Annotated in this window: 16 protein-coding genes and 3 pseudogenes; 6 read left to right on the top strand and 13 right to left on the bottom strand. The window is 73.5% G+C overall.

Annotation, left to right across the window (positions count from 1 at the left end):
* Positions 1–168 precede the first annotated feature (168 nt).
* The 7 genes and pseudogenes from ACFF45_RS22650 to ACFF45_RS22620 form a co-directional block, all read right to left on the bottom strand.
* Positions 169–1,070: pseudogene (locus tag ACFF45_RS22650) on the bottom strand (LysR family transcriptional regulator).
* 104 nt (positions 1,071–1,174) lie between these two features.
* A pseudogene (locus ACFF45_RS22645) lies at positions 1,175–1,453 on the bottom strand (aminotransferase class I/II-fold pyridoxal phosphate-dependent enzyme); the annotation flags it as partial.
* A 258-nt stretch (positions 1,454–1,711) separates the two neighbouring features.
* On the bottom strand, positions 1,712–2,287 hold the full coding sequence (locus ACFF45_RS22640) for a GAF domain-containing protein (protein WP_381348260.1): 576 nt from the start codon (positions 2,285–2,287) through the stop codon (positions 1,712–1,714).
* A gap of 61 nt (positions 2,288–2,348) precedes the next feature.
* Positions 2,349–2,987, bottom strand: a complete 639-nt coding sequence (locus tag ACFF45_RS22635) for a GTP-binding protein (protein ID WP_381348259.1) — start codon at positions 2,985–2,987, stop codon at positions 2,349–2,351.
* Positions 2,965–3,345, bottom strand: a complete 381-nt coding sequence (locus ACFF45_RS22630) for a DUF742 domain-containing protein (RefSeq protein ID WP_381348258.1) — start codon at positions 3,343–3,345, stop codon at positions 2,965–2,967. Before ACFF45_RS22630 ends, ACFF45_RS22635 begins: the two co-directional genes overlap by 23 nt.
* A 2-nt stretch (positions 3,346–3,347) precedes the next feature.
* Complete coding sequence (locus ACFF45_RS22625) at positions 3,348–3,782, bottom strand: roadblock/LC7 domain-containing protein (protein ID WP_381348257.1); 435 nt, start codon at positions 3,780–3,782, stop codon at positions 3,348–3,350.
* A 101-nt stretch (positions 3,783–3,883) separates the two neighbouring features.
* A complete protein-coding gene (locus ACFF45_RS22620; RefSeq protein ID WP_381348256.1) occupies positions 3,884–5,920 on the bottom strand; it encodes a sensor histidine kinase in 2,037 nt (678 codons plus the stop codon).
* A gap of 408 nt (positions 5,921–6,328) precedes the next feature.
* Here ACFF45_RS22620 and ACFF45_RS22615 point away from each other — a divergent pair, with 408 nt between their 5' ends.
* Positions 6,329–6,943, top strand: coding sequence for a plasmid pRiA4b ORF-3 family protein (locus ACFF45_RS22615; RefSeq protein ID WP_381348255.1), 615 nt, complete (start codon positions 6,329–6,331; stop codon positions 6,941–6,943).
* 76 nt (positions 6,944–7,019) lie between these two features.
* On the opposite strand, the gene ACFF45_RS22610 is transcribed toward ACFF45_RS22615, so the two are convergent.
* Positions 7,020–7,205 (bottom strand): hypothetical protein, encoded by a 186-nt coding sequence (locus ACFF45_RS22610; protein WP_381348254.1) that lies wholly within the window; start codon positions 7,203–7,205, stop codon positions 7,020–7,022.
* Between the two features lie 78 nt (positions 7,206–7,283).
* Positions 7,284–7,721 (bottom strand): DUF4442 domain-containing protein, encoded by a 438-nt coding sequence (locus ACFF45_RS22605; RefSeq protein ID WP_381348261.1) that lies wholly within the window; start codon positions 7,719–7,721, stop codon positions 7,284–7,286.
* A gap of 163 nt (positions 7,722–7,884) precedes the next feature.
* Between ACFF45_RS22605 and ACFF45_RS22600 the strand changes: the two genes are divergently transcribed.
* Positions 7,885–8,904 (top strand): DUF8017 domain-containing protein, encoded by a 1,020-nt coding sequence (locus tag ACFF45_RS22600; RefSeq protein ID WP_381348253.1) that lies wholly within the window; start codon positions 7,885–7,887, stop codon positions 8,902–8,904.
* A 48-nt stretch (positions 8,905–8,952) separates the two neighbouring features.
* On the top strand, positions 8,953–10,251 hold the full coding sequence (locus ACFF45_RS22595; protein ID WP_381348252.1) for an MFS transporter: 1,299 nt from the start codon (positions 8,953–8,955) through the stop codon (positions 10,249–10,251).
* Here ACFF45_RS22595 and ACFF45_RS22590 read toward each other — a convergent pair.
* Positions 10,213–11,058, bottom strand: coding sequence for a spermidine synthase (locus tag ACFF45_RS22590; RefSeq protein ID WP_381348251.1), 846 nt, complete (start codon positions 11,056–11,058; stop codon positions 10,213–10,215). The two genes, ACFF45_RS22595 and ACFF45_RS22590, sit on opposite strands and share 39 nt — an antisense overlap.
* A gap of 190 nt (positions 11,059–11,248) precedes the next feature.
* Positions 11,249–11,728 carry a DNA alkylation repair protein gene (locus tag ACFF45_RS22585; RefSeq protein ID WP_381348250.1) on the bottom strand — a complete coding sequence of 160 codons (480 nt, stop codon included), beginning with the start codon at positions 11,726–11,728 and terminating at the stop codon, positions 11,249–11,251.
* Between the two features lie 49 nt (positions 11,729–11,777).
* Here ACFF45_RS22585 and ACFF45_RS22580 point away from each other — a divergent pair, with 49 nt between their 5' ends.
* Positions 11,778–12,575, top strand: coding sequence for a TVP38/TMEM64 family protein (locus ACFF45_RS22580; protein WP_381348249.1), 798 nt, complete (start codon positions 11,778–11,780; stop codon positions 12,573–12,575).
* Between the two features lie 16 nt (positions 12,576–12,591).
* Here ACFF45_RS22580 and ACFF45_RS22575 read toward each other — a convergent pair whose 3' ends face one another.
* Positions 12,592–13,761, bottom strand: a complete 1,170-nt coding sequence (locus tag ACFF45_RS22575) for a thiolase family protein (protein WP_381348248.1) — start codon at positions 13,759–13,761, stop codon at positions 12,592–12,594.
* A gap of 141 nt (positions 13,762–13,902) precedes the next feature.
* Here ACFF45_RS22575 and ACFF45_RS22570 point away from each other — a divergent pair, with 141 nt between their 5' ends.
* Positions 13,903–14,370, top strand: a complete 468-nt coding sequence (locus ACFF45_RS22570; RefSeq protein ID WP_381348247.1) for a winged helix-turn-helix transcriptional regulator — start codon at positions 13,903–13,905, stop codon at positions 14,368–14,370.
* A gap of 161 nt (positions 14,371–14,531) precedes the next feature.
* Here the strand turns inward: ACFF45_RS22570 and ACFF45_RS22565 are convergent.
* Positions 14,532–14,710 (bottom strand): annotated as a pseudogene (locus tag ACFF45_RS22565) (Gfo/Idh/MocA family protein); the annotation flags it as partial.
* 487 nt (positions 14,711–15,197) lie between these two features.
* Here ACFF45_RS22565 and ACFF45_RS22560 point away from each other — a divergent pair.
* The gene (locus tag ACFF45_RS22560; protein WP_381348246.1) at positions 15,198–16,073 is read left to right on the top strand and encodes an undecaprenyl-diphosphate phosphatase; all 876 of its coding nucleotides are present in this window, start codon (positions 15,198–15,200) and stop codon (positions 16,071–16,073) included.
* Positions 16,074–16,532 lie beyond the last annotated feature (459 nt).

The raw sequence follows: 16,532 nt of genomic DNA, 5'->3' as shown, positions 1-16,532 counted from the left end.
GGCGCGCAGCTCGGCGAGCCGCGCGCCGAGCCGGGTGTCGACGTCCGGCGGGGCGGCGACGCCCTCGGCGCCGGGGCGGCCCTCGGCGTACTCGTCTCTCATATTTGAGACTTTATCCCAGATACGAGACGGCAGTGTTACGGGAGCCGCACCGCGCCACCGGAGGCCTCACGCCTGCGCCGCCTCCTCCAGCGCCTCCAGCACCGGCTGGATCAGCGGATGCCCCTCCGCGCCCCGGCGGACGGCGGCGAAGACCCGGCGCGCGGGCGCCACCCCGTCCACCGGCCGGACGACGACGCCGGTGAGGTCCGTGCCGCGCGGCGCGGAGCGCGGCACGAGGGCGACCCCCTGTCCGCCGAAGCGAGGGCCACCACCGCCCGGAAGTCGTCCGCGGAGTGCTCCAGCCGGGGCTGGAACCCGGCGCTCTCACAGGCCGGCACCACCACGTCGTGACAGGGGTTGCCGGGGTACGGGCCGATCCACGGGTCCTTCGCCGGCCCCGCCAGCGGCACCTCGGCCGCCTCCGCCAGCCGGTGGCTGACCGGCACCACCGCGTCGAACGGCCCGGCGTACAGCGGGACATGGGCCAGCCGGGGATCGTCGGCGGGCGGGGCCCCGCGGTACTCGACCGCGACCGCGACGTCGACCTGCCGGTCCAGCAGCATCGGCAGGCTGGCGTCCCCCTCGGCGTCCCGGACGCGGATGCGGATGCCGGGCGCGGTCCGCGCGAGGCGGGCCACGGCCGGCGATACGACCTGGGCGACACCGGTCGCGAAGGACGCGACCGTGACACTGCCGGCGGCACCCGAGCTGTACGCGGCGAGCTCGCCTCCGCCCGCTCCAGCTGGGCCAGGACGGCGTTGGTGTGGCCGAGCAGGATCTCGCCCGGCCGGGGTGAGCCGCACCCCCTTGGCGCCGCGCTCCACCAGCCGGTGTCCCGTCTCCTGCTCCAGGGCGGTGAGCTGCTGGGACACCGCGGAGGGCGTGAGGTACGGCGCGGCGGCAGCCGCCGTGACCGTGCGGTGGTCGGCCCCCGCACGGAGGACGTGGAGCCGCCGCGCCTCGACCATGGCACCGATTCTCCCCGACGCCGTGTGCCGGAAAGAGCGCCTTCGCGGAGGTCAGCGGCCTGCCCGGGCCCGGGCCCGACCGTCCGGCCCCGCCCGGGCGGGGCTCAGCCGTCCAGCTCCGCCCGCGCCGCCACGAACGCGTCCACCGCGCGGTCGACGTCCTCGGTCGAGTGCGCCGCGGACAGCTGGACACGGATCCGGGCCTGTCCCTGCGGCACCACCGGATGCGAGACGCCGATCACGTACACGCCCCGCTCCAGCAGCAGCTCCGCCATCCGGCCCGCCCGGGCCGCGTCACCGATCATGACCGGCGCGATCGCGTGATCGCCGGGCAGGATGTCGAAGCCCTCCTCGGCCATCCGGCGGCGGAACAGCGCGGTGTTCACGTCCGCGGGTCCGGCCTCCGGCTCCGGGACGTCCAGGAGCCTCAGCCCTGGTTCCGCCTTGTCCTTGACCAGCGCCTTCAACGCTACGGCTCCTGACGCTGAGGTCCCGGCCGCGGGCATGCCGAAGCGGTCCCGGGCGGGAGGGGAAGGGGAATCGCACAGCGATCTGCCGTACGCCGCCGCCCTGGTCCATCGAGGATTCCTTAACCGCCGCCGCAGCTTTCCTTCACGCCTCCGGTCCGGCGTCCACCGTGGTCAGAACGGGAGTCCCCCGGTCTCGGGAGCTTGCAGCCGTACGACGAGATCCGCGGCGGCCGCCTTGATGGTCTCCAGACCGGACCGCCCCCAGGGCCGGGGGGAGACATCGGCGACGCAGACGGTGCCGAGCACCATGGCGGTGGTGTCGACGAGCGGCGCGCCGAGGTAGGAGTGGACGCCGTACTCGTCGACGACCGGGTTGCCCGCGAAGCGCGGGTAGTCGCGGACGTCGTCCAGCACCAGCGCCTTGCGCCGGGCCACCACGTGCGGGCAGAAGCCGTGGTCGCGGGGGAGGAAGCGGCCCATCACCGGCCGGGTCCCGTCCTCCTTGGCGACGGGTCCGACCTCGGGCGCGCGCAGGCCGGCGAAGAACTGGCCGGTCTCCCCGAGGAAGTTGACCATGGCGTACGGCGTGCCGGTCAGCGACGCCAGATGGCCCGCGAAGGCGTCGAGCGCCGGCTCGGGACGCTCCCCCAGGCCCAGCCGGCGCAGTCGCCGCGTTCGCGCGGGCGCCTCCGTGTCGTCGGGGGTGAGCAGCAGCCGGCCGGCCGGGCGCGGCGGGTCGTACCTCATGGCCGGGTCCCGTCGCTGTGGGCAAAGCTCATATGCGGCTCCGGTGCAGTGTGTGCGGGTCTCACATGTGGGCGCCGTGGTTGGGCGCGGGGGTGACGGGTGCGTGGGCCATGAGGTGGCGGACGAGGGTGAGCAGGGTCTGGACGCCGGAGGCGGAGATCCGGGCGTCGCAGCACACGACCGGGATCTCGGGGCCGAGATCGATGGCGGCGCGCACCTCCTCGGGGGCGTAGCGGTGGGCCCCGTCGAACTCGTTGACGGCGACGATGAATCCGAGGCCGCGCTCCTCGAAGAAGTCGACGGCCGCGAAGCAGTCCTCCAGGCGGCGGGTGTCGGCGAGGACCACCGCGCCGAGGGCGCCCTCGCACAGTTCGTCCCACATGAACCAGAACCGTTCCTGTCCGGGCGTGCCGAAGAGGTACAGCACGTGGTCCGGGTCGAGGGTGATGCGGCCGAAGTCCATGGCCACCGTCGTCTCGACCTTGTTCTCGATCCCGTCGAGGTCGTCGGTGGCGGCGCCGGCCGTGGTGAGCAGCTCCTCCGTGCTGAGCGGCGCGATCTCGCTGACGGCGCCGACGAGCGTCGTCTTGCCGACCCCGAACCCGCCCGCCACCAGGATCTTCAGCGCGGTGGGGAACGGGTCGGCGCCGTCGTCGTGGTCCGCGTGGTGGGCGTGGTCAGAGCTGTCGTCGTAGTCCATCGAGCACTGCCTCCAGTAGGGCCCGGTCCGTCGGGTTGTGGTGGAACTCCGGGGGTTTGGTGGTGAGCGCCCCGCAGTCGACCAGGTCCGACAGCAGCACCTTGGTGACCACCGCCGGCAGCTTGAGGTGGGCGGCGACCTCGGCGACCGAGACGGACGCCCGGCACAGGTCGAGCGCCTGGGCGTGCTCGGGGCCGAGATGACCGAGATGGCCGAGGGGCGCGGCCCCGGTGGCCCTCACCTGCGAGATGAGGTCGAGCGCGACGGTGGGGCGGGTGCGGCCGTTGCTGACGGTGAACGGGCGCACCAGCCGTCCGGCCGCGTCGTCGAGCCAGGGCCCGTCGCCGGGCGCCGTCACGCTCAAGGCCTCGTCGCCGCGGGGTCGGCGGACTGCTGCCGGGGGGCGGTCACCAGATAGGGGCGGACGCTCTTGACCAGCATCGCCATCTCGTAGCCGAGCACCGCGGCGTCGGCCTCGCGGCCGGCCAGCACGGCGAGGCAGGTGCCGGAGCCCGCGGTGGTGACGAACAGCAGGGTCGAGTCCAGTTCGACCACGACCTGCCGGACCTCGCCGCCGTCGCCGAACCGGACCCCGGCGCTGCGGCCCAGCGAGTACAGGCCGGAGGCCAGCGCCGCCATGTGGTCGGCGCTGTCGGGGTCGAGGCCGTGCACCGACTTCACCAGCCCGTCGCGGGAGAGGAGCACCGCGCTGGTGGTGTGCGGTACGCGCTGGACGAGGCCGCTCATCAGCCAGTCGAGGTCGGATACATGGCCGGTGGGGGCTTCGGTCGCCATGGTGGATCGACTCCTTGGGATACGAGGGTCCGCGGGCGCGCCCATGGGTGCGCCGGCGGTCATTGCGGTAGGGGTGGCGACGGCGGCGGCAGCTGCGGTGGTCATCCGGCTGGTCCGTTCCCGTCGTGCCGGGCGGGGTGGTCCGGGGCGGTCCGGGCGGCCCCCGGCTGCGGGGGCGCGCTCGCGCGGGAGCCGTCCATGTGCCGTGCGCCCGTGTGCGGTCCGTTCGCGTGCGGCCCTTCCGGGTGCGGTCCGTCCATGGGGCGCCCGCCCATGTGCGGTGCGTCCGCGTGTGATCCGTCCGCGTGTGGTCCGTCCATGTGTGAGACGTCCATATGCGGGACATCCATGTGCGCGACATCCATATGCGGGACGTCCATGTGCGGTCCATCCATGGGGCGCCCGCCCATATGCGAGACGCCCATATGCGAGACGCCCATATGCGAGACGCCCGTGTGCAGGACATCCGTGTGCGCGAGCTCCGAGTGGGCCTGCGTCGCGTGCGCGGACTGCGCCTGCTGCTGGGCCTCGGCGAGGCCGATGCCGCGCTGGAACGCCGCCATCAGGCCGGGGTCGTGACCGACGGGGTGCTCGGCCTCCTGGCGGGGCGCGGGGCCGCCGCGCAGTTGTGGCGCGAGGTGCTGGTGGGCGCGGCGCCGGGGCAGCCGGGGCCTGCCCGTGGTGCCGCGGACGACGGAACCGGAGCGCGGGGTGGGCGGCGCGGCGGTGTGCTGCTCGACGGCCGGCCGGTCGGCGGGCCGGATGCCGGGGACGGCCTCGGCCGGGTTGGGCCGCTGCTCGTGGCTGCCGCGGACCGGCAGCCGGGAGGGCTCCTCGGCCGGGGCCGTGGTGCCGGCGGGAGCCCGTGCGGTCCCGGCGCCGGGTACGGCCTGGGGGCGGCCCGGGGCCGGGGCGGGCGCGGCGGCGTCGGGCTGGTCGCCGAGCAGCGCCTGCGGCACGACGAGGACGGCCTGGACGCCACCGTAGATGTTGGTCTGGAGGCGGACGGTGATGCCGTGCCGCCGGGCGAGCTGGGAGACGACGAACAGCCCGATGCGGCCGTCCGCGAGCAGGCGGGCGACGTTGACCTGGTCGGGGTCGGTCAGCAGGGCGTTCATCTTGTACTGCTCGGCGACGGGCATGCCCAGGCCGCGGTCCTCGACCTCGACGGCGAGGCCGGAGGTGACGAGGCTGGCGCGCAGCAGCACCGGGGTCTGCGGGGCGGAGAACACCGTGGCGTTCTCCACGAGTTCGGCCAGCAGGTGGATCACGTCGGCGACGGCGTGGCCGCGCAGGGTGCCGTCGATCGGCGGTACCAGGCGCACCCGGGAGTACTGCTCGACCTCGGCGATGGCCGAGCGCAGCACCTCGGTCATGGAGACGGGGTTGCTCCACTGGCGGCGGGAGACGGCGCCGCCGAGCACGGCGAGGTTCTCGGCGTGGCGGCGGATGCGGGTGGCGAGGTGGTCGACGTGGAAGAGGCTCTTGAGCAGGTCGGGATCCTCGATCTCGTTCTCCAGCTCATCGAGGAGGGCGATCTCGCGGTGCACCAGCGACTGCAGGCGCCGGGCGAGGTTGACGAAGACCTCCAGCTTCTGTTCGCTGCCGGCCTGGCTGGAGAGCTGGGCGGCCTGCACGACGGCGGTGAGGGCGCCGTCGTGCGCGCGGGCCAGGTCGGCGGCGAGCAGCTCGAAGTCGTCCGCGTCCTCCGGCGGACCGCCGTGCGGCGTGCGCGCCGGGGGCACCTCGCCGCGGCGCAACGCCTCGACCAGGGCGCGCAGATCGGCTTCGCGGCGGGCGCTGCTGCGGCGCAGCGCGCCGACCCGTTCGTGCACGGCCCGGGCGGCCCGGCCGGCGGCGACGGCGGCGATCCCGATGCCGGCGAGGGTCACGCAGACCGCGCCGGCGAGGACGGCCCACAGGGTGGGGCCGGTGCGGGCACCGGTGGAGCGGACGGTGAACAGCACGGCCGCGCAGGCGCTGAGGGCGACCGCGACCGGGGGCAGTACGGCGAGACGCAGCAGCTGGGGCCGTATGTGGGCCTCGGGCAGGGAGGGGAGGGCGTGGGCGACCGCCCGTCCGTGCCGTCCGCCCTCGCGGCGGTCTGCGCGTGCGGCCGGTGCGCGGAGGTGTGGCATCGGGCGTCCTCGTACTGGTCCATCGGTCGGGGGCCGGGGCGGGCCCGGTCGGCGCGATCCGGGCATGCGGCGGCTCGGTGCCGGTCGGCAGGGCCGAGGAATGGCGGCCCTGCGTCGCCCGGCGGACACTCACAGTAGTCGGCCACACGCCATGTGCGGTGGGCAGTCGACAAAGTCCTCCGGGCAGCGTCCCGCTCTGGTATGAGGCTTCGTACGACAGACCGACGAGCTCGGCGACCTCCGGCTCGGCCACGACAGCCGCGTTCGCGTCACCGTCCGCATAGGCCAGTGCGGCCCGGGCCCGCTGCACCCGGCGCCCCACCCCCCAGCCTCCGTCAATCGCGTTGCTCACTGTCGTCGGCAGGAGCCACTCGTCCCGCCGGAACACCGCGAGCACGGGTGGCAGCCATGGCGAACAGCAGGAGCGCGAAGCCGGGCTCGCGGACGGCACCGGGCAGGACCGTCCACCAGATCAAGATCACCGTGCGGGACTCCCGGCCTCCGATCTGGCGCCGCCTGGAAGTACCGTCCGGCATCACCTTGCGCGAACTGCACGACGTCATCCAGGCCGCTTTCGGCTGGGAGGACTACCACCTGTGGGCCTTCCAGAGCGAACGGGACCGATACGGCACCGCCGACCGCGACCTGGGCATCCGCAGCGCCGCCTCCAGGCAACTCCGCCAGGTCGCTGCCCGCACCGGCGACCGGCTCCGCTCCACCTACGACTTCGGCGACGACGGGAGACACGACATCCTCATCGAGGACATCACCGAGCCCGAGCCGGACACCGCCTACCCCCGATGCCTCACCGGCCGCCGAGCGTGCCCGCCCGAGGACTGCGGCGGCATCTGGGGATACGACTACCTCATCGAGATCCTTTCCGATCCCCACCACGAAGAACACGAAGACCGCCTGGAAGGGCTGGGCCTCGACTCTGCCGACCAGTCCGACCCCGCAGCCTTCGATCCAGCAGAGGTCAACGCCGCGCTATCCGCCCACGCGACCGTGCTCGACGAGAACTGACACATCACTGCACGCTGTCAGCAGCCCCATCGTCTACTGACAGCGGGACACAAACCCCCGCGAGATCAATGCGGCACTAGTCGTCCGCCTCCGACCCCGCCGCCCGGCGCGGCCGCCCCGACCGGCGCGCCAGTTCACCCGCTCCCAGGGTCACGGCGGCCACCACACGCACCCAGCGCGGGCCGCCCCGCGACGCCCAGACGACACAGACGCACCCACCGACGACCAGCAGGACCAACGCGGACACGACGACAACGGCCATACGGCTCGCCCTCTTTCTGTTCTCGACGAGGCCCATCCTGGCAGGTCCGCCACCAGGGCCTCACCGCACGGCGATCCCTCAGCCGTTGGGACGCAGCGTCCACACCACGGTCATCTCCGTGGTGACGGCACCGTCCTCCCGCTGGATGGCGACGGACACCGGGAACTCCGGGCGCCTGCCCTCGTCGAGCTCGGCGACGACCTCGGCGGCCGGGCGCCCCAGCGTCGCGGTGGCCGTGACGGGGCCCAGCGCGATCTTCTTGAACGCGATCTCGGCGTGCACCGGCAGCGGCACCGCGCGCGCGAGCTGGTCGCCGAAGGCGGCCAGCACGAGCGCGCCACTGGCCGACTCGCCCAGCGTGAACATGGCCCCGGCGTGCGGCCCGCCCACGTGGTTGCGGTACTCGCTCTGGTCCGGCAGCGCCAGCACCGCCTTCTCCGAAGTGGTCTGGAGGTACTCCAGATTCAGTGTGCGAACCATCGGCACCGTGGCGGCGAGCATCTCGCCGATCGACATCTGATCTGCGCTCATGACCACACGTTACCCATGAGTAGCCTCCGCTGGCCAGGCCTCGTGCGGACGATCGCGACGCCTTGCCCCTCGCCGGTGCCGCTTTGCTACGTCCCTGACAAAGCCCGGTGACCGAATCGTGTCCCGGGCCCTACTAGGGTTACCGCTCATGTGGCCAGGACAGCAGCCGCCCGGGGGCGAGCAGATTCCGCAAGGGCAGAGCAACCCGTACCAGCAGCCGGGGTACCAGCAGCCGAATCCGTACCAGCAGGCCGGGTACCAGCAGCCCAACCCCTATGCGCAGCAGCCGCAGTGGGACACCCCCGCGCCGATGGGGCCGCCGCAGCCGCAGCCCGGCGGCGGCAACGGCGGCGGCAACCGGACGAAGCTGGTCGCGATCGTCGCGGCCACCGCCGTGGTCGTGACCGCCGGTGTCACGGGCTTCCTGGTCCTCGGCGGCGACAAGGACGACCAGGCCGACGACGGCAAGCAGACGAGAACCAGCCAGTCGCCGTCGGGTTCCGCGGAGCCCGCCGAGTCCGCCTCGGGGGCGGGGGACAACCCGCGGAGCAACGAGGCCGAGAAGCCGACGATCGCCGGCTGGAAGGTCGTCATCAACCCCAAGCGCGGCGTCGCCTTCGACGTCCCGGCGGACTGGGAGGTCGAGTCGCCGGGGGTGACCATCGGCTTCGAGGAGGAGAAGTCGGACAGCGCCGAACCGCTGATCGTGATGTCGGCGCCGGCGTACTACAAGTCCAAGTGGTGCACGACCGACGAGAACAGGGACGGCCGCACCGAGGACACCCACCTGGCCGCCGTGGGCACCAAGGGGGCCGACGGCGCCAAGGACACCGACGAGGTCGCCATCAACACGGTGCCCTGGTGGGTCTACGGCGGCTACACCCAGCCCGACAAGAAGAGCCTCGAGTTCGCGGAGAAGGCCGAGCCCTACACCACCGAGTCGGGCATCGAGGGCAGCATCGCCTGGGCCGAGTCGACGAACACGCCCCAGAAGGGCAAGTGCGCCAGCGACGGCAAGGCGGTCACCTTCGGCTTCAAGAACTCCGCCGGCGACTTCGTGTCGTGGAACTTCTACGGCGCCAAGGGCGTCGAGGGCGAGGTCCCCAGGGCGACGATCCTGCAGATCCTGAGCACCGTACGCCTGCACGGGGAGCCCACCGGAGGCTGACGCGTCATCGGTTTGGCAAGTCGGGGGTCGGGCGGTGATAGTCGGCCGGTGAACACCGCCGCCGGAACGTCCCGCCCCCGCCGGCCCGCCTGGGCGGGCCGCAACTACGGCCTGCTGACCGCCGCGGCCGTCGTCACCCACCTCGGCGGCAACGGCGCGCTGGTCGCCGCCGCGTTCGCGGTGCTCCAGGCCGGCGGCGACGGCGGCGACGTGGGTCTCGTGGCCGCCGCCCGCACCCTGCCGCTGGTGCTCTTCCTGCTCATCGGCGGAGCGGTCGCGGACCGGCTGCCCCGGCACCGCGTGATGGTCGCCGCCAACGCGCTCAACTGCGTCTCGCAGGGCATGTTCGCCCTGCTGGTCCTGGCCGGTGAGCCGAAGCTGTGGCAGATGATGCTGCTGAGCGCGCTGGGCGGAACCGGCCAGGCGTTCTTCAGCCCGGCCGCCGAGGGCATGCTGCTGTCCAGTGTGCGGGGCGAGCAGGTGAGCCGCGCGTTCGCGGTGTTCCGGATGGCGATGCAGGGAGCGTCCCTGGGCGGTGCCGCCCTCGGCGGTGCGATGGTCGCCGTGGTCGGACCGGGCTGGGTGCTCGCCGCGGACGCGGCCGCGTTCGCCGTCGCCGGGGCGCTGCGCGCCTTCCTCGACGTGAGCCACATCCCGCCGCGCGAGCCGGGCGGCGGGCTGCTCTCGGACCTGCGGGAGGGCTGGCGGGAGGTCGCCGGCCGGCCGTGGCTGTGGGGCGTCGTCGTGCAGTTCTCGCTCGCCAACGCGGTGGTGGGCGCCGCCGAGGCGGTCTACGGCCCGCTGGTCGCCCGGGACCGTCTGGGCGGGGCGGCGCCGTGGGGTCTGGCCCTGGGCTCCTTCGCCGCCGGTACGGTCGTCGGCGCGGTGCTGATGATGCGCTGGAAGCCGCGCCGGCTGCTCCTGGCGGGCACCCTCTGCGTCTTCCCGCTGGCCCTGCCGTCGGCCGCGCTGGCGGTGCCGGTGCCCGTCGCGGGCCTGTGCGCGGTGATGTTCGCGACCGGCGTGTCGCTGGAGGTCTTCGGCGTCTCCTGGATGACCGCCCTGCACCAGGAGATACCCGAGGACAAGCTCTCGCGGGTCGCCGCCTACGACTGGTTCGGCTCGGTGGCGCTGGTGCCGCTGGCCACGGCGCTGGCGGGCCCCGCGGAGGCGGTGTTCGGGCGGACGGCGTCGCTGTGGGGCTGCGCGGCGCTCGTCGTGGTGGTCACGGCGGCGGTGCTGTGCGTCCGCGACGTACGCGACCTGCGACGCCGTACCCACCCGGTGGCCAAGGGCGCACCCGCCGGGTCAGCCGATACCGAACGCCCCGTCGGGGGGCTGGGGTGAGGCCACGGCGTCCTCGTCCCCGACCGGCCGGGCGTCGCCGATGAACGCCCGCACGGCGGGGCCGTGTTCGACGCGGGCCGGGAACGAGTCGGCGGCGGTGCGCCGGGCCAGGGCGGCCGTGTCGAGCGGACGGTGCGCGGCGGCCAGCACCGCGTTGCCGAACCGGCGCCCGCGCAGCACGGCCGGTTCGGCGATCAGCGCCAGTTCCTCGAACACCGTGGCGAACGTGGCCAGCTGGGAGCGCAGGAAGGCGAACGGCGCGGCGTCGGCCAGATTGGCCACGTAGACCCCGTCGGCGCGCAGCACCCGCTCCGCGGCACGGGCGTAGCCGACGGACGTGAACCCGGCCGGGACCCGCGAGCCGCCGAAGACGTCGCCGACGACCACGTCGGCCGAGTCCGCCGGCGCCTCCGCCAGCCAGGCGCGCGCGTCCGCGACGTGCAGGGCGATGCCGGACCCCGCGCCGAGCGGCAGCTGCTCGACGACCAGGTCGGCCAGCCCGCGGTCGGCCTCGACGACGTCCTGCCGCGAACCGGGCCGGGTCGCCGCCACGTACCGCGGCAGGGTGAGCGCGCCGCCTCCGAGGTGGACCGCGTCCAGCGGCCGCCCCTCCTCCACGACGGTGTCCAGCACATGGCCGAGCCGCCGCGCGTACTCGAACTCCAGATGTGTCGGCTCGTCGAGGTCGACGTAGGACTGCGGCGCCCCGTCGACGGTCAGCAGCCAGGCCCGTTCCCGGTCGACGTCGGGCATCAGCTTGGCGAACCCCTGGTCGACGGCACGACTGACGGGAATGGCCTCGTTCACTCCCCCATTGTGCGGCTCGTGCGACGCCCCGCGGGACGCGCGGGACGTCCGGGATGCGCGGGGAACCGCGCGACCGGCCACGTACGGCCCGCGGTCCCCCGCGCACGGCACACCACCTAGCACGTTCTCCACCGGCAGCGGGAACGGCGCGTCCAGGTACCGCTCGGTGCAGCAGGGCCGTGTGGACGCCTCACCGGTCGTCGTCCTCGGTCCGGGCGCCCACGTCGTCCCGCGGCGCGGGGTCGGCGGCCACCAGCGCGCCCACCGCACGGGCGGCGATCGGGTCGGCGGTGTCCCACCACGACACGGTCGTGACCAGTTGCCGGGCCACCGGCAGGAAGGCGGACGAGCGGCGGCCGGCACGCCGGCGCGGACGGTCGACGGCGAAGCAGTGGTACTTCCGCTCCGGCAGCCGCCGGCAGCGCAGGCCGACGGCGGCGCAGCCGGTCCCGGCCGGGCGGGGCGTGCCCTGGACGACCGCGCGCGACAGGGCGCGGCGCACGGGCGCGGCCGGGCCGTGGAAGGGCGCGACGTCCTGCACGTACGCCCGCATACGCGCCGCGCGCTCCGGGCCGGCGGCGGCGCCGTACGCGGCGGTGAGCCGTGCCGGCGGCGTGTCGGCGAGGGCGCTGCGCGGGACACCCGCCGTTCCCGCACCTGTGACGCTCATGAGACGAACCATACGGCGATCACACATATCTGTCGGTTACTGTCACCGAATGCTCGATGCCCACACCCGTTCTGGGGGCACCGCACCGGCCTCTCCCCGGGCCACCGCCACCGAACTCGCGGTCACCGCCACCGCGGCCGGCGCCGTCCCCGCCGGCGCCGCGGCCGTCCGCCTCGGTCTCGCCGGCCGTTGCGCGAGACTGCTGCTCTCGCCCTGGGCGCGGTTCTCCGTGCTCGTCTCCCTGCTCGTCGGGGCCGCGGCGGCGGTGCTGCTCTTCGAGCCGCAGCGGCTGCTCGCGCACGGCTGGCCGCCCCAGCTCGGCGGCGCCGCAGCGGTCGTCGTCTTCGCCGTCGCGTACGGCCTGATCACGGTCGCGTTCGTGCCGCGGCCGCTGCTCAACCTGGCGGCGGGCGCGCTGTTCGGCTCGGAGCTGGGCATCGCGGCGGCGGTCGGGGGCTCGGTGATCGGCGCCGGGATCGCCTTCGGGCTCGGCCGGTTCCTGGGCCAGGACGCGCTGCGCCCGCTGCTGCGCGGCACGTTCCTGAACACCGTCGACCGGCAGTTCAGCCGGCACGGCTTCCGCTCCATGCTCGCGGTGCGGCTGTTCCCGGGCGTGCCGTTCTGGGCCGCGAACTACTGCGCCGCCGTCTCCCGGATGGGCTGGCTGCCGTTCCTGCTCGCGACGGCGCTCGGCTCGCTGCCGAACACCGCCGCGTACGTCGTGGCCGGGGCCCGCGCCTCGACACCGACCTCGCCGGTGTTCCTGATCGCGATGGCCGCGATCGCGATCCCGGCGCTGGCCGGCGCGGTGGTGGCCTGGCGCAAACGCCACCACCTGCGCGGCTGACCCCCGGTCAGGTGGTCTACGGGGCCTCCAGGATCATCGCGTTGGCCAGCCCGCCCGCCTCGCACATCGTCTGCAGGGCGTAGCGGGCGCCGCGCTCCCGCATGGCGTGCACGAGCGTGGTCGTCAGGCGGGTGCCGCTGGCGCCGAGGGGGTGGCCGAGGGCGATCGCGCCGCCGTGCACGTTGACCTTGGCCAGGTCGGCACCGGTCTCCTGCTGCCAGGCGAGGACGACGCTGGAGAACGCCTCGTTGACCTCGAACAGGTCGATGTCGTCCAGGGTGAGGGAGGCCCTGCGCAGCACCTTCTCGGTGGCCGGGACGACACCGGTGAGCATCAGCAGCGGGTCGGATCCGGTGACGGCGAAGCTGTGCAGCCGGGCGAGCGGGCGCAGCCCGAGGCGGGCCGCGGTCTCGCCGGACGTGATGAGCACGGCGGAGGCGCCGTCGTTGATCGGGCTGGCGTTGCCCGCGGTGACGTTCCACTCGATCTGCGGGAAGCGCTCGGCGAACCCGGGGTCGTGGTAGGCCGGCCTGAGCCCGGCCAGGACCTCGGGGGTGGTGTCCGGCCGCACGCACTCGTCGCGCGTGACGCCGTCCAGGGGCGCGACCTCGGCGTCGAACAGACCGCCGTCCCAGGCCGCGGCCGCCTTCCGGTGCGAGGAGACGGCGAAGGCGTCCATCCGCTCGCGGGTGAGGGACCATTTGGCGGCGATCAGCTCGGCGCTTATGCCCTGTGGGACCAGGCCCTCGGGGTAGCGCCCGGCGACGCCGGGGCCGAAGGGGTCCGCGCCGGGCGGCACGTTCGACCACATCGGCACCCGGCTCATGGACTCCACGCCGCACGCGACGACGAGGTCGTAGGCGCCCGACAGCACGCCCTGCGCGGCGAAGTGCACCGCCTGCTGGGAGGAGCCGCACTGGCGGTCCACGGTGGTCGCGGGCACGGACTCGGGGAAGCCCGCCGACAGCACGGCGTACCGGGTGGTGTTCATGGCCTGCTCGCCGACCTGGTCGACGGTGCCGCCGATGACGTCGTCGATCAGTGCCGGGTCGACGCCGGAGCGCGCGACGAGGGTGCGCAGGGTGTGGGCGAGGAGTTCGACGGGGTGGACGTGGGCGAGCGAGCCGTTGGGCTTGCCCTTGCCGACAGGGGTGCGTACGGCTTCGACGATGACTGCGTCACGCATGCTGCGGGCCTCCTTGGCCGCCGGGGCGACCACCAGTGAGTCGGAAATCCGAACTCACCCTAGCCTGTAGAGTTGGAAAAACAAACCAACCGACGTCCCGCGCTCAGTTGGAAAACCGAACCCTCACCTAGACTGGCTCGCATGGCCGCCACCAAGGACCCGCGCCCCTGCTCCATCGCCGACGCCCTGGCGCTCGTCGGCGAGAAGTACTCCCTGCTCGTGCTGCGTGAGGTGTGCCTCGGCAACCGCCGTTTCGACCAGCTGGTGCGCAATATCGGCGCCCCGCGCGACATCCTGGCCACCCGGCTGCGCCGCCTGGTCGACGCCGGGATCCTCACCAAGCGGGCCTACAGCGAGCGCCCGCAGCGCTTCGAGTACCGGCCCACCCAGGCGGGCCTCGAACTGGAACCGGTGCTGCTCACCCTCATGGAGTGGGGCAACCGTCACCTGCGGGAGGGCGACCGCCCGATGGTCGTCGAGCACGCCTGCGGCCACGAACTGGTTCCGCTCGTCACCTGCCAGGCCTGCGGCGACCCGGTCCGGCACGAGGACCTGACCTCCCACTCGCAGTCCCCGGGCTGGACCGTCACCGGGCCCACGGCGGCGTAGCGCCGGCCGGGGCCGGTCCGGGGACCACACCGTCACCGGACCCGGCCGTCCCCGAGCCCCGTCAACGGGCTCCAGGGCCTGTCTGAGGACCGGCCGTCCGCCCGGCCCCGATGGGCCCGGGTGGACGTCGAGCCGCCCGCACATCGAGGATCTCCCCGTCCGTCGACGGTGGCGCGCTCGCAGTCGACGCGGACGCGGCTCACCTCGTCGGGGCCGAGAACGCCGTGCACGACCGTCGCCATGGTGCCGTTCTCGAAGCGGACCAGCGCGGTCGGGACGGCCTCGGTCTCCGCGTCGTGCACCGGCCGGCCATCGCGCGCACCTCGCTCCACGGCCCGAGCGGCCGAGCAGCAGGACGACGACCTCCGTCTCCCCTCCTCGGCGAGCCGGGCGAGGGCGGGCAGGTGACAGCGGCGCGATGCCGCCGGCGCCGGCGACGGCGGTGCGGACGGGGCGGCCGGCGAGGGAGGCGGAGCGGGGCCGGGAGGGGAGGGGGTCGGGGCGGCGGCCGAGGAGGGGCTGGACGTCGTCTCGGGCGCCGGGGCACCGACGTCGCGGATGTGGGCCTGAAGCTGATCAGCACTCCTCCGGGTCCCGGGACGCGGGGGAAAGCGCTGGCAGTAAGCGCGTTCTCACTGTGTCACGCAGGCCTGGCACGGCGACCGGCAACACCCCGGGCCGATCACCGCCGATCGCCCGGGAAACCCCTGTGTCCAACGCGGCGGCGCGGGACGCTACGCTGCCCCTCAACACACCCGATCACCGCGCGCGGGGGCCCGGTGTGTCCTTCGTCCGTTCCACGATCGGCACTTGGACTCCGTAAATCCATGTCTTGGTTCGAATCACTCATCCTCGGACTCGTCCAGGGGCTGACCGAGTTCCTCCCCGTGTCCTCCAGCGCGCACCTGCGCCTGACCGCGGCCTTCTCCGGCTGGGAGGACCCCGGTGCCGCCTTCACGGCGATCACCCAGATCGGCACGGAGGCCGCGGTACTGATCTACTTCCGCAAGGACATCGGGCGCATCGTGTCGGCCTGGACCCGCTCGCTCTACGACAAGACGTGGCGCAAGGACCACGACGCGCGGATGGGCTGGCTGGTCATCGTCGGCTCGATCCCGATCGGCGTGCTCGGCCTGACGTTCCAGGACCAGATCGTCGGCCCGTTCCGTGATCTGCGCATCACCGCCACCATGCTGATCGTGGTCGGCCTGATCATGGGCGTCGCCGACCGGATCGCCGCACGCGACGAGACCGGCGGCCGCCACCGGGCGGCCAGGGAGCGCAAGACGCTCAAGGAACTGGGCGTGCGGGACGGCCTGATCTTCGGCCTCTGCCAGGCCATGGCGCTCGTCCCGGGCGTCTCCCGTTCCGGTGCGACCATCACCGGCGGCCTCTTCATGGGCTTCAGCCGGGAGGCCGCGGCCCGCTACTCCTTCCTGCTCGCCATCCCGGCGGTGCTCGCCTCCGGCCTGTTCGAACTGAAGGACGCGATGGAGACCGGCCACGTGTCCTGGCCGCCGACGATGTTCGCCACGGTGATCGCCTTCGTCACCGGCTACGCGGTGATCGCCTGGTTCATGAAGTTCATCTCCACCAAGAGCTTCATGCCGTTCGTCTGGTACCGCGTCGCCCTCGGCATCGTCATCGTCGTCCTGGTCAGCATGGGTGTGCTGAGCCCGCACGCGGGCGAATCCGGCGGCTGAACCAGGGCCGCACAGGTAGCGCTATCTAGCATTTTCTAGCGCCTGATTGCAGCACCACGCCATGATCATCTCCCACTGGTCTCCCACTCATCTCCCGCCGGGGAGGCGGGATACGCCCCACCAGGACGAGTGCGTCCGCAAAGCGGGGGATGACACGGAAGGGCCCGCACGGCTTGCCGTGCGGGCCGTCGGTGTGCGGCTCGTGCACGTTCCGGCAACCCGTCACGTGGCGCGTGAGGGGCCCGGAGACGTGGGCGTGGTCGTAGCGGTAGCCGTCGCCGGTACGCCCCGTCCAGGAACACTCCAGGGCGTCCGGGGCCAGAAGGCGGAAGGCGTCCCGGTACCCGGCCGTGGCGAGCCCGGTACAGAACCCGTACCCCCAGGCCTGGAAGGTCCGGTATCGCGGGACGTGGGTGGGCTCCAGGATGTTGAAGCCCCCGAGGACCAGGCGGTGGCCAG

Origin of the sequence: Streptomyces cinereospinus (genome assembly GCF_042430725.1) — a bacterium.
Lineage (GTDB): Bacteria > Actinomycetota > Actinomycetes > Streptomycetales > Streptomycetaceae > Streptomyces > Streptomyces cinereospinus.
Note: the sequence above shows the minus strand (reverse complement) of the source record. Positions and strands in the feature narration are given on the sequence as shown.

Excerpts from the sequence above, each read along its gene's own strand:
- ACFF45_RS22640 (WP_381348260.1), bottom strand. The coding sequence starts at position 2,287 with ATGAGGTACGACCCGCCGCGCCCGGCCGGCCGGCTGCTGCTCACCCCC.
- ACFF45_RS22635 (WP_381348259.1), bottom strand. The coding sequence starts at position 2,987 with ATGGACTACGACGACAGCTCTGACCACGCCCACCACGCGGACCACGAC.
- ACFF45_RS22625 (WP_381348257.1), bottom strand. The coding sequence starts at position 3,782 with ATGGCGACCGAAGCCCCCACCGGCCATGTATCCGACCTCGACTGGCTG.
- ACFF45_RS22620 (WP_381348256.1), bottom strand. The coding sequence starts at position 5,920 with ATGCCACACCTCCGCGCACCGGCCGCACGCGCAGACCGCCGCGAGGGC.
- ACFF45_RS22615 (WP_381348255.1), top strand. The coding sequence starts at position 6,329 with ATGGCGAACAGCAGGAGCGCGAAGCCGGGCTCGCGGACGGCACCGGGC.
- ACFF45_RS22610 (WP_381348254.1), bottom strand. The coding sequence starts at position 7,205 with ATGGCCGTTGTCGTCGTGTCCGCGTTGGTCCTGCTGGTCGTCGGTGGG.
- ACFF45_RS22605 (WP_381348261.1), bottom strand. The coding sequence starts at position 7,721 with ATGTCGATCGGCGAGATGCTCGCCGCCACGGTGCCGATGGTTCGCACA.
- ACFF45_RS22600 (WP_381348253.1), top strand. The coding sequence starts at position 7,885 with ATGTGGCCAGGACAGCAGCCGCCCGGGGGCGAGCAGATTCCGCAAGGG.
- ACFF45_RS22585 (WP_381348250.1), bottom strand. The coding sequence starts at position 11,728 with ATGAGCGTCACAGGTGCGGGAACGGCGGGTGTCCCGCGCAGCGCCCTC.
- ACFF45_RS22580 (WP_381348249.1), top strand. The coding sequence starts at position 11,778 with ATGCTCGATGCCCACACCCGTTCTGGGGGCACCGCACCGGCCTCTCCC.
- ACFF45_RS22575 (WP_381348248.1), bottom strand. The coding sequence starts at position 13,761 with ATGCGTGACGCAGTCATCGTCGAAGCCGTACGCACCCCTGTCGGCAAG.
- ACFF45_RS22570 (WP_381348247.1), top strand. The coding sequence starts at position 13,903 with ATGGCCGCCACCAAGGACCCGCGCCCCTGCTCCATCGCCGACGCCCTG.
- ACFF45_RS22560 (WP_381348246.1), top strand. The coding sequence starts at position 15,198 with ATGTCTTGGTTCGAATCACTCATCCTCGGACTCGTCCAGGGGCTGACC.